Origin of the sequence: Paramuribaculum intestinale, from assembly GCF_030759015.1 — a bacterium.
Taxonomy (GTDB): Bacteria; Bacteroidota; Bacteroidia; order Bacteroidales; family Muribaculaceae; genus Paramuribaculum; species Paramuribaculum intestinale.
Genome location: NZ_CP098825.1, coordinates 729,971 through 744,736, shown reverse-complemented (window position 1 = coordinate 744,736; position 14,766 = coordinate 729,971). Strand labels below are relative to the sequence as shown.

Here is a 14,766-nt window from a genome sequence, read left to right as displayed (position 1 = left end):
TGGAAATGGCTAATACCATTTGATCACCTTAAATTGAATTTTTCAAAATAAACAACAATACGCATTTTAATGGACAAAGCAATCGGCAATGTCGAATTAAGGAGTTGGTTGTTGGGAATACTGTTCTCAATCCTCCTTATACCAGTTTCGGCTTATGCCCAAACACAAAGGACAGTTACTGGTACTGTCATTGATGAGACCGGGGAACCACTAATAGGCGCTACGGTTAAAGTTGTAGGAGAATCAATCGGTGCTTCAACCGACATTGACGGGCATTACACCCTCAAAGTTCCTGCGACAGCCAAACAGCTCGCATTCTCTTATGTGGGTTATGACAATCTTGTAGTTGATATTACATCAGATGTAATTGATGTAACAATGAAACCAAACAGTGAGGTGCTTGACGAAGTTGTAGTCATTGGCTATGGTGTTCGCAAAAAAGATGATCTTACAGGTTCCGTGTCAACGGTGGGTGAAAAGGACTTCAATAAAGGTATGATTTCATCGCCGGAAGAACTTGTAAACGGAAAAATAGCGGGGGTGCAGATTGTGAATGGCGGTGGTTCTCCGACATCCGGTTCTACGATTCGCGTTCGTGGAGGCGCATCGCTCAATGCCTCTAACGATCCCCTTATAGTCCTTGATGGTGTACCGATGGAAGTTGGTGGTTCAGTCACCGGCAGCGGAAACTTCCTAAGCCTTATAAACCCTAATGACATAGAGAGTATGACCATATTGAAGGATGCTTCCTCTACCGCAATTTATGGTTCTCGCGCATCAAATGGTGTAATCATCATAACCACTAAGAAAGGTAAAGGCGATGGCATAAAGGTTTCGTATCAGACTACAAACTCACTTTCTACAAAAACCAAAACTTCAGACATGCTTTCTACCGATGAATTTATCGGTATAGTGAATGAGATGGGAACTGACCGTCAGAAGTCTTTACTCGGCAATAGTCGTACTAACTGGAATGATTATATCTATCAGACAGCATTTGGAACTGATAACAACCTCAGCGTATCTGGAAGGGCCGCACATTGGCTTCCATTCCGCGTGTCAGCTGGTGCGTATTATCAAGACGGTATTCTCAAAACTGACAATGCTAAACGTTTCACCGGAAACCTCAATCTTACTCCTTCGTTCTTCCGTGATGAACTCCGTTTCCAATTCAGCCTTAAAGGGACTTATTCAAAAAATCGTTTTGCCGATACCGGAGCTATCTGGGGTGGCGCGACTTTGAACCCGACCATACCTGTTTATTCTGGGAATGATGCGTTTGGAGGATATAATGAGGCTATTGACCAAAATGGCATTCCTGTAACCGGAGCACTTGCCAATGCGCTGGGGCGTCTTGAACAATACAACTCGACATCCGACGTGTACAGAGTAATCGGAAACATTGATGTGGATTGGAATATCCGCTGGGTAAAAGGCCTCAGGCTTCATGCTACAGGTGGTTATGACTGGTCAAAGGGAGAGGGCAAGATTGTGGTGCCGAAAGAAGCTATCTCGTACTATACAACCGGAGGTCGTGACTATAAGTATGGTCCACAGAAGAACTATAATAGACTCTTGACTGTCTATGCAAATTATAACCGAGATTTCGATGCGATTAATTCAAATATTGACGCAACTTTCGGTTACGATTATCAGTATTGGAAATATACCACACCTTTTTATGCAGTACTGAATGCCGACGGTGTGCAACAGTCAACATCTGCTGCCACAGATCAGAGACATTCTTTGATTTCTTACTACGGTCGTTTGAACTATACCTTTATGAACCGCTATCTCTTGACTGCAACAGTCCGCCGTGACGGTTCTTCCCGATTCTCGAAAGACAATCGTTGGGGTACGTTCCCGTCCGTAGCTCTTGCTTGGCGTATTTCTCAAGAAAATTTCTTTGAGCCTTTGCGTGGTTGGGTAAATGACCTCAAACTTCGTGCATCATACGGTGTGACGGGTCAACAGGATGGTATCACCAACTATGGATATATCCCCGTTTATACCCCCGGTCTTGACGGAGCGCAGTACCTTTTCGGAGGGAATCCAGTCTATACTTATCGTCCCGAAGCATATAACCCTGATTTGAAATGGGAGACAACAAAATCATGGAACTATGGTATTGACTTGGCTTTGCTGGAAAACCGGTTCACATTCTCCGCAGATTTCTACACTCGTAAGACAGAAAACCTGCTTGCAACTGTTCCAGTCCCGGCAGGTACGAATTTTGACAAGCTGATGCTTGAAAATGTAGGTAATGTAGATTCAAAAGGTCTTGAACTTGCACTTACGGCACATTTAATTGACAATAAGGATTGGTCTTGGAATGTGACTGCAAATGCTGCATGGCAACGTGTCAGAATCAAAAACTTAACACTTACACCAGGAGCACCAAGTCCCGATACCGAGGTCGGTCCTTGGATTGATGCTTACCAGATGCAGGTATTCTCCACGGATTATGCGCCTTATTCGTTCTATCTTTATAAGCAGCTTTATGATCAAGAGACCGGACGGCCAATTGAGGGTTTGTATGCAGACCTTGATGGAGACGGACAGATAACAAACAATGACCGATATCATTGTCATTCTCCTGCCCCCGATTGGATTCTCGGTTTGTCAACGAGCCTGCGTTATAAGAAATGGACTCTTTCCACTTCCCTACGTGCTAATATAGGAGGATATATATTCAATGGCATGGCCATGAATACCGGTGCTTGGGAGACCATGAGCTATAATGACTATCAGCTGAACAACCTAAACCGGAGTTTCCTTGACACCAGATTCCAGCGCCGACAGTTCCTAAGCGATTACTATCTTGAAAACGCATCATTCCTCAAAATGGATAACCTTCAGTTGATGTATGATTTCGGACAAGTTTATAAGAGCTTGAATCTCCATGTTTCGGCAATGGTTCAAAATGTGTTCACTGTAACAAAATACAAGGGCGTAGATCCTGAAACTGGCAATGGCGTTGATACAGCTGTCTATCCTCGTCCCCGGACATATTCAGTAACATTCGGCCTCAATTTCTAAAAGTAAGACAATGAAAAAAATAAATATATTAATCGGCTTTTTGCTGGGTTTCGGACTACTGTTGGGCAGTTGTACTGATGACCTTGACCAAATGCCCGTAACAGAAACCACATCAAACGATGTGTATTCTCAACCTGAGAACTACAAGAAAGTCCTCGCAAAAATATATGCCTCTTATGTCCTTGCTGGTCAAGGTCAAGGTGGTGACAATGGAGACCTTACAACAATCAATGGACAGGATTTTTCCCGTGGATATTTCAACCTTCAGGAGGCCGCTACTGATGAAGTGGCAAACACATGGTTGTCTGGCAACAATCTCGTCGATTTGACCTACATAAATTGGAGTTCAAAAGACTCTTGGGTGTCAGACTCTTATTATTGGCTGTTCTTCAACATCACCCTTTGTAATGAATTCCTACGCAATTGTTCAGATGCTGCAATAGCAGACTTTTCAGCTTCCGAACAAGGTGAAATCCGGTCTTATCGCTCTGAAGCACGCTTTATGAGAGCTTTTAGCTACTGGATGGTGCTTGACCTTTATCGGAAAGGTCCAAAAGTTGATGAAAATACACCCGTGACTGGCTTTATTCCCGAAGCGTATGATGGAGTCGGATTATTTGACTTCATTGAAAGCGAACTTAAATCTCTTGTTGCCGAAGGCTCTGATGCCGCACTGCCGGATACTAATGAGTATGGCAGAGCTAGTAAACCTACGGCATGGGCGCTACTTGCAAGGCTTTATCTCAACAGCGCCGTGTACCGTGGTAGCATTGACACTAAATATTATACCGAGTGTATAACTGCGTGCCATAAGGTAATCTCAAATCCGGCTTTTCATCTTGAACCGGATTATGCAAAACTTTTTAATGCTGACAATCACAAACGTACACATGAAATACTGTTTGCTATGGTATGTGATGCAACGACTTCTGTCACATGGGGAGGTGGTACGTATCTCGTGTGTGGTTCATGTGGAAACTCCAGTTCACAAGACCCGGCTAAATATGGTCTGACCAATGGTTGGGGCATGTTCCGCGCCCGTGGCGAAATAGTCGAAAAGTTTGGAGATGTCTCCAATACTCTCGACAGCCGTGCTATGTTCTATACGGATGGACAGGAGCAATACTTTTCCGGACCAATTGACAATCAGTCGGAAGGATATTTTTTCGAGAAATTCTCAAACCTTACCGATGACGGTGTTGCCGCATCAAACTCGGCAGCCACCGGATGTTCTACGGACTATCCCATGATACGTCTTGCAGATGTATATCTCATGGCGGCAGAGGCTTTGCTCCGTGGCGGTTCAGGGATTTCCCGTGGTGAGGCTCTTAATCTCGTGAATCAGGTTCGCCTTCGCGCTTACAACAATAATGAAAGTGGGAAAATCTCAGACTCAGATTTAACGCTGGACTTTATTCTTGATGAACGTGGCCGTGAACTTTATCTTGAATCAGTCCGTAGAACAGACCTTGTACGCTTCGGTAAATTCACATCAGATTCATATATCTGGCAGTGGAAAGGTGGTGTTCTGGATGGTCGCTCGGTTAATGAAAGATACAACATTTACCCCATACCTGACACGGATCTTACCGCAAATCCTAATCTGTCAAATCCACTTTATTGATAACTAATTATGAAACTAAGAAATATATTAAAGACCGCACTGCTGTCGGGTATCACGGCATTTGGCTTTGCTTCATGCGACAGTGATATCGACCCTGTGTATGTCTTGCCCTCCGACGATATGACGTTGGGAGGAGCAACAGGTGACATTATACTTACGCCAGATAATCCGCAGGCTCTGGCAATGACTATTTACTGGAGTGGTGACGGACAACTTGCTCTGAGTGATACTCTTCTTCAGGCTCCGGTGAACGCAGCTGAAGAAACAATCCAACTTTCAACGGATGAACAATTCTCAAGCACTATAGATTTAAGTGTAGAAAAGGGTGTTCGTTCACGCCAATTTTTATGCGAGGAACTTAATTCTCTGCTTGGACGTCTCGGTTACACGGCCGATGAAAAAGCACCTCTTTTCATTCGCGTCCGTTCCGTACTTTCTGCGAATATAAATCCGACTTATTCATCAGTTCTGAAAGTAATGGTTCAATCTTATCGAATTCATTTGATTCTTGGTACAGTGCTTGACAAGGACTGGAATGAGACCGCGATGCAGCTTGCATCACCTGACGAGAATGGAATCTATCAAGGGTTCATGGGCGTAAATGGCTGGACAAATTGGTGGTTCCGAGAGGCGAACAATATCGTATGGGGCAATCTTGGTCAGGAAGGTATGACTTTCCACGCTTCCTCCGCTGACGATCATTGGAATTTCTGGTTTCCCGATCCATCCGGGTGTTATTTTACGACTGTTAATACTGTTGAAGGTTGGTGGAGTGCGCTTCATATCGATAATCTGAGTGTTGCAGGAGATTTAACTGGAGAAATGACATACAATCAGAGAAATAATCAGTGGACTCTACCGATTAATTTACCCTCTGCATCAACGGTATCAATCACTGTAACAGGATATGGTAGCCTTTACAGCAAAGAAACAACCGATATGGGGCCTGCCGTGGAAAAGAACGTTGCCTTCAGTGGGAACAATCAAAATCTCGTTTTCGGAGAAAATGGTTCAACCATAACTTTGGATTTGCCTGCCGGAGAAACAAATCTATTGCTCGACCTATCCAATCCTATGGAGCTGAAAATTGCCGCAGGCAATGTACCGGATGAACCCACTCCTGAAGCAGAACCATACTTGTATTTCTCAGGAGTTGTGGATTGGAATGGCTTTGATGACTACATATCCCTGTATGATGAATCAACCAAGAGCTATGGCGGTGCCCATTGGATTGCATCAGAATGGGGTTACCGTGCATATCCTAAAGCTGAATGGGATGTAGCTTATAAAGGTGCCGAAGGTGCAACCCCACTCTCTGGCAGTTTGATACTCGCTGAGTCAGGTAATGACGGCAACATTCCTCAACCCGAAAACGGACTGTACGTAATGGACTTCAATATGTCAGCCTTGACATATACACTTACTGAAGTCAACAAAGTAACCTTTACGGGATTAAATGACGATTGGAGCGAACATACAATGATACAATCTACAGACAATCCTGAGGTATTTACCGGTGAATTTATCAAAACTGCCAATACTCCATGGGGTGTAAAAGTTTTGATAAATGGAGACTGGGGGTTATTCTTCGGTGGTGGAGCAGGTAAATTGAAACTCGGACACTCGGATGCCACTACCGGGTTCGACGGAGACAACGACCTGACCATTGGTGAGACCTATATTCTTACTGTGGATCTTGGCAAACAAACATATTCTTATTCGCTAAAATAAAAAGACATCAATGAAAATGACAACAATAATTTCCGCTTTGGCTCTTGCCGCCTCAGTATTTTGTGGCGCATGTTCGGAAGACGGACCTATCACAAATCCCAGACAGGATAATCCTTCAGTAATAGAGAAAGAAGCAGGCTTCGCTCGTGGTGCCGATGTAAGCTGGCTTACACAGATGGAATCAGAGGGTCGCAAATTCTATACTCCCGGCAGTGACCGAGAGGAAATGGAATGTATGCAGCTTCTCCGTGATCACTGCGGTGTGAATTCAATCCGACTCCGGGTTTGGGTAAATCCCAAAGACGGATGGAACAACGTTGATGACGTGGTTCTCAAAGCCCGTAGAGCTGAAAATCTCGGACTTCGTACAATGATTGACTTCCATTTCTCCGACACTTGGGCAGATCCAGGACATCAAGAAATGCCCGAAGCATGGAAAGAACTTTCTTTCGATAACCTGAAAATAGCTGTTGCAAACCATGTGAATGAAACATTGACCGCATTGAAGAATGCCGGTGTCACCCCCGAATGGGTACAGGTCGGAAATGAAACAACCCCCGGCATGATACTGCCGGTTGGCTCCGTTGACAACCCTATTCAGTTGACACAACTTAACAATGCCGGTTATGATGCAGTTAAGGCAGTTTTCCCCGATGCGAAAGTTATTGTCCATCTTGATGGCGGAAACAATCAATGGGCCTACGACAGAATGTTTGACATACTTGAAAACAACGGTGGCAAATATGATATGATTGGTATGTCTCTTTACCCCTATTGGGCAGAGCAGCAGGGTGAGACTGGAGGATGGTTGAAGGTTGCAGATGACTGTATAGCAAATATCAACCATTTGAAACAGAAGTATAACAAACCTGTAATGATTTGTGAAATAGGTATGCCATACGATCAGGGGGAAACCTGTAAGCAGCTAATTACTAAAATGATGGCTACGGATGTTGAAGGCATCTTCTATTGGGAGCCTCAAGCTCCCAATGGCTACAACGACGGCTATAATCTTGGGTGCTTTGACAATGACGCTCCAACAGTTGCTCTTGATGCTTTTAAGAATAAATGAAAACTTTTATGAAATTTCAATATCTATTTATATTAATGGCTCTTTCGGGAGCCATTAATATAAATGCTCAAAGAGAGGTACAAACACTAAAGCATGGCTGGGAATTTTCTCATGGCAATGTGTTTGACGCACCTAATATCCAACAAGTCAGGATTCCTCATGATTGGGCTATTTATGGACCTTTTGATCGAAAACATGATTTGCAGATTGTAGCGGTAGAGCAAAACGGAGAAACAGAAGCGACTGAAAAAACAGGTCGTACAGGAGGACTTCCTTTCATCGGGAAAGGCATATATCGTACTGTTTTTGAAATCCCGGATACAATTAATCGGTCTGTCACCATTGTATTTGATGGTGTTATGAGTAATGCTGAGGTAACTTTAAACGGAAAGAAAGTTATTTCTTGGCCATACGGATATAATTCATTCTATGTAAATGTTGATGGCATAGTTCTTCCGGGAGAGAATAGACTTGAAGTTGCCTGTGAAAATAAAGAAGGACAGTCTCGTTGGTATCCGGGAGCCGGTCTTTATCGAAATGTACATGTTATAAGTACAGATAAAGTTCATATACCCACTTGGGGAACATTTGTAACTACGCCTGTCGTTACTAAGGAATATGCTTCAGTCTCTCTCTCAATGGAGGTCGCCGGAACATATAACCGCCAAAATATCAATATTACGACTGTCATCCTAAATCCGGAGGGCAAAGAGGTGGCAAAAAAATCCAATGTATTTTGTGCAAGAGGACAAGAATTTACTCAGAATTTTCTTGTCAATCACCCTATTTTATGGAGTCCAGACAATCCGGCACTTTACACCGCAAAAACCATATTATCTGTTGATGGTAAAGTGGTGGATGAATATGACACTAGCTTTGGCATTCGCTCACTCGCTTATGTACCACAAAAAGGGTTCTTCCTCAATGGAGTTCCCACAAAATTCAAAGGAGTATGCAATCACCACGACCTCGGTCCACTCGGCGCGGCTGTGAATAAATCAGCTTTGCGTCATCAGTTGGAGTTACTTAAGGATATGGGCGTTAATGCTATACGTACATCTCATAATATGCCGGCTCCCGAACTTGTGGAATTATGCGATGAAATGGGATTAATGATGATGATTGAACCATTTGATGATTGGGGATTTCGACCTAAATCGCCTAATGGGTATGGAGCAGTATTTGATGAATGGGCGGAAAAAGACGTTTCAAATATGATACGTCATTTCAGAAACAATCCCTCCGTTGTCATGTGGTCAATTGGAAATGAGGTGCCAAGCCAATGGGGAGAACCCGGTATTGGAGAACTCCTAAGATTACGTAATACCGTAAGGAAATTAGATACAACTCGTCCTATTACTTGTGGAATGGATCAGGTTGGCGAGGGTGCTGTAATTGATAATGGATTCGCCGCCGCTCTCGATATACCCGGTTTCAACTATAAACCTCAGTTTTATGATAAGTTTTATGAAAAATTACCCAATGGTTTGATTCTTGGTTCTGAAACGGCATCCACGGTATCGTCGAGAGGTCAATATTTCTTCCCTGTGGAATTTAAGGATCATAATGTGGTGCTTCATCCTGAAAATCAATCAAACAGTTATGACAATGAAAGTTGTTCATGGTCCAACACTCCTGACTTTGACTTTGCAAGGGATGATGATAACGATTGGTGCATAGGTCAGTTTGTCTGGACAGGATTCGATTATCTCGGAGAGCCATCGCCATACGATACTGATGCTTGGCCAAGTCATAGTTCTGTTTTTGGGATAATAGATCTTGCATCGCTTCCTAAAGACCGATACTATCTATATCGTTCAAAATGGAATGAGGATTCTCCAACACTGCATATTCTTCCGCATTGGAACTGGAAAGGTCGTGAGGGGGGAGTGACTCCGGTATTCGTATATACGTCATATCCTAAAGCAGAATTGTTTATCAACGGTATAAGCCAAGGCATACGAGAGAAAAATGATTCCACGGTTTATAATCGTTATCGCCTAATGTGGATGGATACCAAGTATGAACCGGGAGAACTAAAAGTAGTGACTTACGATAAAAACGGGAAATTAGCAGAAGAAAAGACAATTAGGACTGCCGGAAAACCTCATCATTTAGTCGCAACTCCTCATAGAAAAATTCTTGCAGCCAATGGAGAGGACTTGTGTTATATTACTATCCAAGTTGCAGATAAAGATGGGAACATTATTCCGACAGATAATCGTCGGGTTAAATTTAAGGTTGAAGGTGCCGGATCTTTTGAAGCCACAGCAAATGGAGATCCTACATCGCTTCTTCCATTCCAAAAACCGGAAATGGATTTATTTAGCGGTGCCGCTACTGCAATAGTGCGCAGTGCTGACAAGGAAGGTATAATTACATTTACGGCTTCAGCTAATGGTGTAAAACCTGTAACAACGACAATACAGGTAGAATAGGTTCAGAATTGGTAAAAAAGATTGATTTAGGCTGATTCTTCGTCGGAGCAGTCAGATGTAGATTGCTCCGATTTTTATCTTAATATTCAAAAATAATGAAAAATAAATTATCTGAAGAATTTAAAAATCGATTCGATGCAGAGCCTTTATTTTATGCTTCGGCTGGTCGCATCAATCTTATCGGAGAGCATACTGACTACAACGGCGGTTTCGTTTTCCCCGGTGCTATCGATAAAGTGATAATGGCTGCCATTGCACCTAATGATACAGATAAAGTGCGCATGTATTCGATTGACATTGATGACTATGCCGAATTTGGGCTAAACGAGGCAGACGCTCCCGAAGCTTCATGGGCGCGATATATTTTCGGCGTTTGTCGTGAGATTCTCAAACGTGGCGGTGTTGTAAAGGGTTTCAATGCCGTGTTTGCAGGCAATGTGCCTCTCGGCGCGGGACTAAGCTCGTCAGCTGCACTTGAAAGCTGCTTCGCTTTCGCTCTCAACGACCTGTTTAACGACAATCAGATTGACAAGTTTGAGCTTGCCAAAATCGGTCAGTCAACAGAACACAACTATTGTGGTGTCAACTGCGGTATCATGGACCAGTTCGCATCCGTGATGGGTCAGAAAGGAAAACTGATGCGCCTCGACTGCCGTTCTATGGAGTTTGAATACTTCCCATTCAACCCCGAAGGCTACGAGCTTGTCCTGATTGACTCACGTGTCAAGCATGAATTGGCTGATTCTCCCTACAACAAGCGTCGCCAGTCGTGTGAGCGAGTGGCAAAACGTCTCGGCATAGAGACACTGCGAGATGCAACTATGGAGATGCTTGACTCCATCCGTACCGACATCACCGCCGAGGATTATTTCCGTGCCAAATTCGTGATAGAGGAAAAAAGCCGTGTGCTTGCCGTATGTGATGCCCTCAATGCAGGAGACTATGAGACGGTCGGAAAGAAGATGTATGAGACCCACCACGGCTTGTCATACGACTACGAGGTGAGCTGCGAGGAACTTGACTTCCTCAATGATATTGCCAAGGAGTGCGGAGTCTCCGGCTCGCGCATTATGGGCGGAGGGTTCGGTGGATGTACCATAAACCTTGTGAAAAAGGATCTTAGAGACAGTTTCATCAAGACTGCCAAGGCCAAATTCAACGAGAAATACGGTCATGAGCCGAGTGTCTATCCCGTTGTCATAAGCGACGGAGCGCATAAGGAGGAATAGTCATGGAAAGCAAGAGAACAGTTCTAATCTCAGGCGGTGCGGGCTATATTGGCTCGCACACCGCCGTCGAGCTTATTAATGCCGGTTATTACGTAGTTATTATCGACAATCTTACCAACTCCGAGCGTGACTCTGTTGCCGGAGTTGAGAAGATAACCGGAAAGAAAGTGGCTTTTGAGGTCGTAGACACCTGCGACCGCGCACAACTCAAAACCGTATTCGAGACCTACCCGTTCGACACAGTCATCCATTTTGCCGCATACAAGGCTGTTGGCGAATCAATGGCTGAACCGCTCAAATATTATCAGAACAACCTCGTTTCGTTCATGAACATCGTTGCAATGATGAAAGAGTATGGCCGCCCCAATATCCTTTTCTCATCGTCGGCAACTGTCTATGGCGAAGCCGAGCATCTCCCCGTAACTGAACAGACTCCGCGCCAGCCGGCAACTTCGCCCTACGGTAACACCAAGCAGATTGCTGAGGATATTCTCCGCGACAGTTGCCGGGCTTATGATAATGTCAGAGGCATAGCTCTCCGATATTTCAATCCTATCGGTGCGCATCCCTCGGCACTTATCGGTGAGTTGCCCCGTGGTGTACCCAACAATCTTGTCCCGTTCATCACACAGACTGCCGCCGGTATCCGTGAACGTTTGAGTGTGTTTGGCAACGATTACGACACACCCGACGGAACCTGCCTTCGTGATTACATTGATGTCGTTGACCTTGCCAAAGCTCATGTCGCTACCGTCAACCGCATGACTTCCGACAAGATGGAAGATAGATATGAGATATTCAACATTGGTACCGGTCGCCCTATATCGGTTCTTGAACTGCTGACTACTTTCGAGAACGTCAATAATATAAAACTACCATATACGATTGTCGATCGTCGCCCGGGTGATGTCCCCGCTGTATGGGCTGAGACATCGCGTGCCAATGAGGTATTGGAATGGAAAGCAGAACGTACTCTCAACGAAACACTAAAATCGGCATGGGAGTGGGAAAAGCATGTAAGAAACATCATATAAATAATTCGATGAAACCGACTTTATACGTATTAGCTGCCGGAATGGGCAGCCGCTATGGAGGGCTGAAACAGCTTGACGGCCTTGGTCCTCATGGAGAAACAATAATGGACTACTCGATCTATGATGCCATCCAATCCGGATTCGGCAAAATCGTCTTTGTAATTCGCAAAGACTTCGAGCAGGACTTCCGCGACAAAATTCTATCAAAATACGAAGGCCATATCCCCGTCGAGGTAGTTTTCCAGTCAGTCGATAAACTGCCCGGCGGATTCAAGTGCCCTGACGACCGTACAAAACCATGGGGACCGGCACATGCCGTGCTTATGGCCAAAGGCTCAATCAACGAACCCTTCGCAGTTATCAACGCCGATGACTTCTATGGGCGCAATTCATTTGAAGTCATTGCCCAAGACCTCATGCGCCCGCGCGACCGCAAAGGAGATTATGCTATGGTTGGCTTCCGCGTAGGCAACACCATGACCGAGAACGGTGGTGTTTCACGCGGCGTGTGTGAAAACACGGATGGTCTGCTGACATCCGTTGTAGAGCGTAAATCAATTGCCTACGATGCCGACCACAACATTGTCTTCACCGATGAGAACGGCCAAGAGCAGACACTTGACCCAATGACACCGGTATCAATGAACATGTGGGGATTCACTCCCGACTATTTTGATTATGCCGAGCGTGAATTTATCAAGTTTCTCAAACGCGATCTGACAACGCCAAAGGCCGAGCAAGTCATTCCGGATGTAGCCGACGCACTCATCAAGTCAGGCGAAGCGACAATAAAAGTTCTCGACACAGACTCAAAATGGTTTGGTGTGACATACGCCGAAGACCGTCCCGGAGTAGTAACCAAATTTGCAGAATTGCATAAGTCGGGGCTGTATCCAGAAAAACTTTTTTGATGGTATTTTAAGGTAATAAGATTGTTTGGAGGGATTCTGGTTTTTCGGGATCCCTCTTTTATTAATAAGCACATTAAACATAAATTATGAACAAGGTTTTAATCGTTGAAGCCTCCGACTCCGACCGTCGGCTCATGTCCGCATTGCTCAGCAATGTCGGCTATGAGCCTATCGCTGTTGGAACGATGGAGGCTACTAAGGATGCGGTGGCAAAACTGCCACCCGGCGCAGCGATTGTCGCAGGACTGAGGTTCAGCGGCGGTACTGCCAAAGAGTTAGTTAACTGGCTAAAAGCTGAGAAAAAGGATTTCCCGGTCATAGCCATAGTGGAACGTCTCGGAGACACGGACGCAACGGATGTGATGGAAGACCATGGTGCTGTGTCGGTCGTTCAACGACCGGCTATCGACAAACGGCTTCCCGAACTGATGAAGAAGTATGTCCGCGATGTCGATGATGTAATCTTCACTAAAGGAGGACTGATTCATCGTCAAAGCAAAGAGTTCTGTGAGATAGAAAAAGTCATCCGTCAGATTGCCTCTACCGATGTAAACGTAGTGATTATTGGCGAAAGTGGCATGGGTAAAGAGATGATTGCTCTTGAAATATATCGCTTGAGCAATAGATCCGGAAATGCTCTTATGGAAATCGAAGCAGGCAGTGCCGCTCTTGTTGGCAAGGATAACCCGGAGTCCGGTAGAAGCAAAACATACAATCGGATAAAGGGATACTTCAATAACACCAAAGGCGGCACGATAATCATCAAGAACATACATCTTCTTGACTTTGAAAAACAATCTGTGCTTCTTCACATCCTTTCTGAGGAACACCCTGATGTCCGTGTCATCTGCACCGCAGAACCAGAACTACTTGAGATGGTCAGAGAAAAGTCGTTCCGCCCAACACTATTCTACTACTTGCGGGAACTTGACATATATGTGCCGTCACTGCGACGCGTTAAAGTGGATATCCCGATTATTGCTGACTATTATCTTCAACATCTGGCAAGTGAAAAAGGCGAACCACCCAAACGCCTTTCAGCGTCTGCCGTAAAACTGCTGAAGCAACACAGTTGGCCGGGTAATATCCGAGAACTGAAAGTGGCAATTATTCTTGCCGCACAAAACGTCGATGGCTCAGTAATCAATGCTGATGACCTTACAATCTGTCATGCGACTCCGATAATGAAGGAGACACTTCTGCTTCGGGATGAAAATGAAGAACGTTGCCGGATTGAAGATGCCATGTCACAAGCCCAAGGGGTCAAAGCACAAGCTGCAAAATTATTGGGAATAGATCGCAAGACCCTTTCCTACAAATTGAAAAACTATGGAATGGGATGATGGACGGCAACATCGGACAACTGATAATTCAAAAATTTTTCGTAATTTTGTACTGAATTAGACATACTGGCAGCCGAGGAGTCGGCTGATATACTGATAAATCATAACATAACACCGCATTTTGTTCAGTGTAAAGTCTGGTAAATTTTATACGTGAGAGCACGATGCGTGATGCTTATGCTATGCGATTGCATAGCGTACCGTCACGTTTCTCTCACAAGGTACACCAGACACCTACACCGAAGAACGTGTTCGGTGCGCTTTTTTTATTTAGGGGTGTGGTAATATTCCCCAGAACGGGTATAGTTGCCCCGATTGTCCTATTTAACTATCCTTAATTCTACA

General features: G+C 44.6%; 9 protein-coding genes. All 9 read left to right on the top strand.

All coding sequences use genetic code 11. The features are described 5' to 3' along the window. Positions 1–69 precede the first annotated feature (69 nt). The 9 genes from NF347_RS03325 to NF347_RS03285 all read left to right on the top strand — a co-directional run bounded on the left by NF347_RS03325 (position 70) and on the right by NF347_RS03285 (position 14,421). The gene (locus NF347_RS03325) at positions 70–3,039 is read left to right on the top strand and encodes a SusC/RagA family TonB-linked outer membrane protein (protein ID WP_107036599.1); all 2,970 of its coding nucleotides are present in this window, start codon (positions 70–72) and stop codon (positions 3,037–3,039) included. 10 nt (positions 3,040–3,049) lie between these two features. Next, on the top strand, positions 3,050–4,663 hold the full coding sequence (locus NF347_RS03320; RefSeq protein ID WP_107036598.1) for a RagB/SusD family nutrient uptake outer membrane protein: 1,614 nt from the start codon (positions 3,050–3,052) through the stop codon (positions 4,661–4,663). Positions 4,664–4,672: 9 nt separating this feature from the next. Continuing rightward, positions 4,673–6,394 carry a DUF5114 domain-containing protein gene (locus tag NF347_RS03315; RefSeq protein WP_107036597.1) on the top strand — a complete coding sequence of 574 codons (1,722 nt, stop codon included), beginning with the start codon at positions 4,673–4,675 and terminating at the stop codon, positions 6,392–6,394. Positions 6,395–6,404: 10 nt separating this feature from the next. Beyond that, positions 6,405–7,466, top strand: coding sequence for a glycoside hydrolase family 53 protein (locus NF347_RS03310; RefSeq protein WP_107036596.1), 1,062 nt, complete (start codon positions 6,405–6,407; stop codon positions 7,464–7,466). Between the two features lie 8 nt (positions 7,467–7,474). Next, the gene (locus NF347_RS03305) at positions 7,475–9,904 is read left to right on the top strand and encodes a glycoside hydrolase family 2 TIM barrel-domain containing protein (protein WP_107036604.1); all 2,430 of its coding nucleotides are present in this window, start codon (positions 7,475–7,477) and stop codon (positions 9,902–9,904) included. Between the two features lie 95 nt (positions 9,905–9,999). Beyond that, on the top strand, positions 10,000–11,133 hold the full coding sequence (gene galK / locus NF347_RS03300) for a galactokinase (RefSeq protein WP_107036595.1): 1,134 nt from the start codon (positions 10,000–10,002) through the stop codon (positions 11,131–11,133). 2 nt (positions 11,134–11,135) lie between these two features. Further along, complete coding sequence (gene galE, locus NF347_RS03295; protein ID WP_107036594.1) at positions 11,136–12,167, top strand: UDP-glucose 4-epimerase GalE; 1,032 nt, start codon at positions 11,136–11,138, stop codon at positions 12,165–12,167. 8 nt (positions 12,168–12,175) lie between these two features. Continuing rightward, positions 12,176–13,078: a sugar phosphate nucleotidyltransferase gene (locus tag NF347_RS03290; protein ID WP_107036593.1), complete on the top strand. Its 903-nt coding sequence runs from the start codon at positions 12,176–12,178 to the stop codon at positions 13,076–13,078. A gap of 86 nt (positions 13,079–13,164) precedes the next feature. Then, positions 13,165–14,421 (top strand): sigma-54-dependent transcriptional regulator, encoded by a 1,257-nt coding sequence (locus NF347_RS03285; protein WP_107036592.1) that lies wholly within the window; start codon positions 13,165–13,167, stop codon positions 14,419–14,421. The last annotated feature ends 345 nt before the right edge of the window (positions 14,422–14,766 follow it).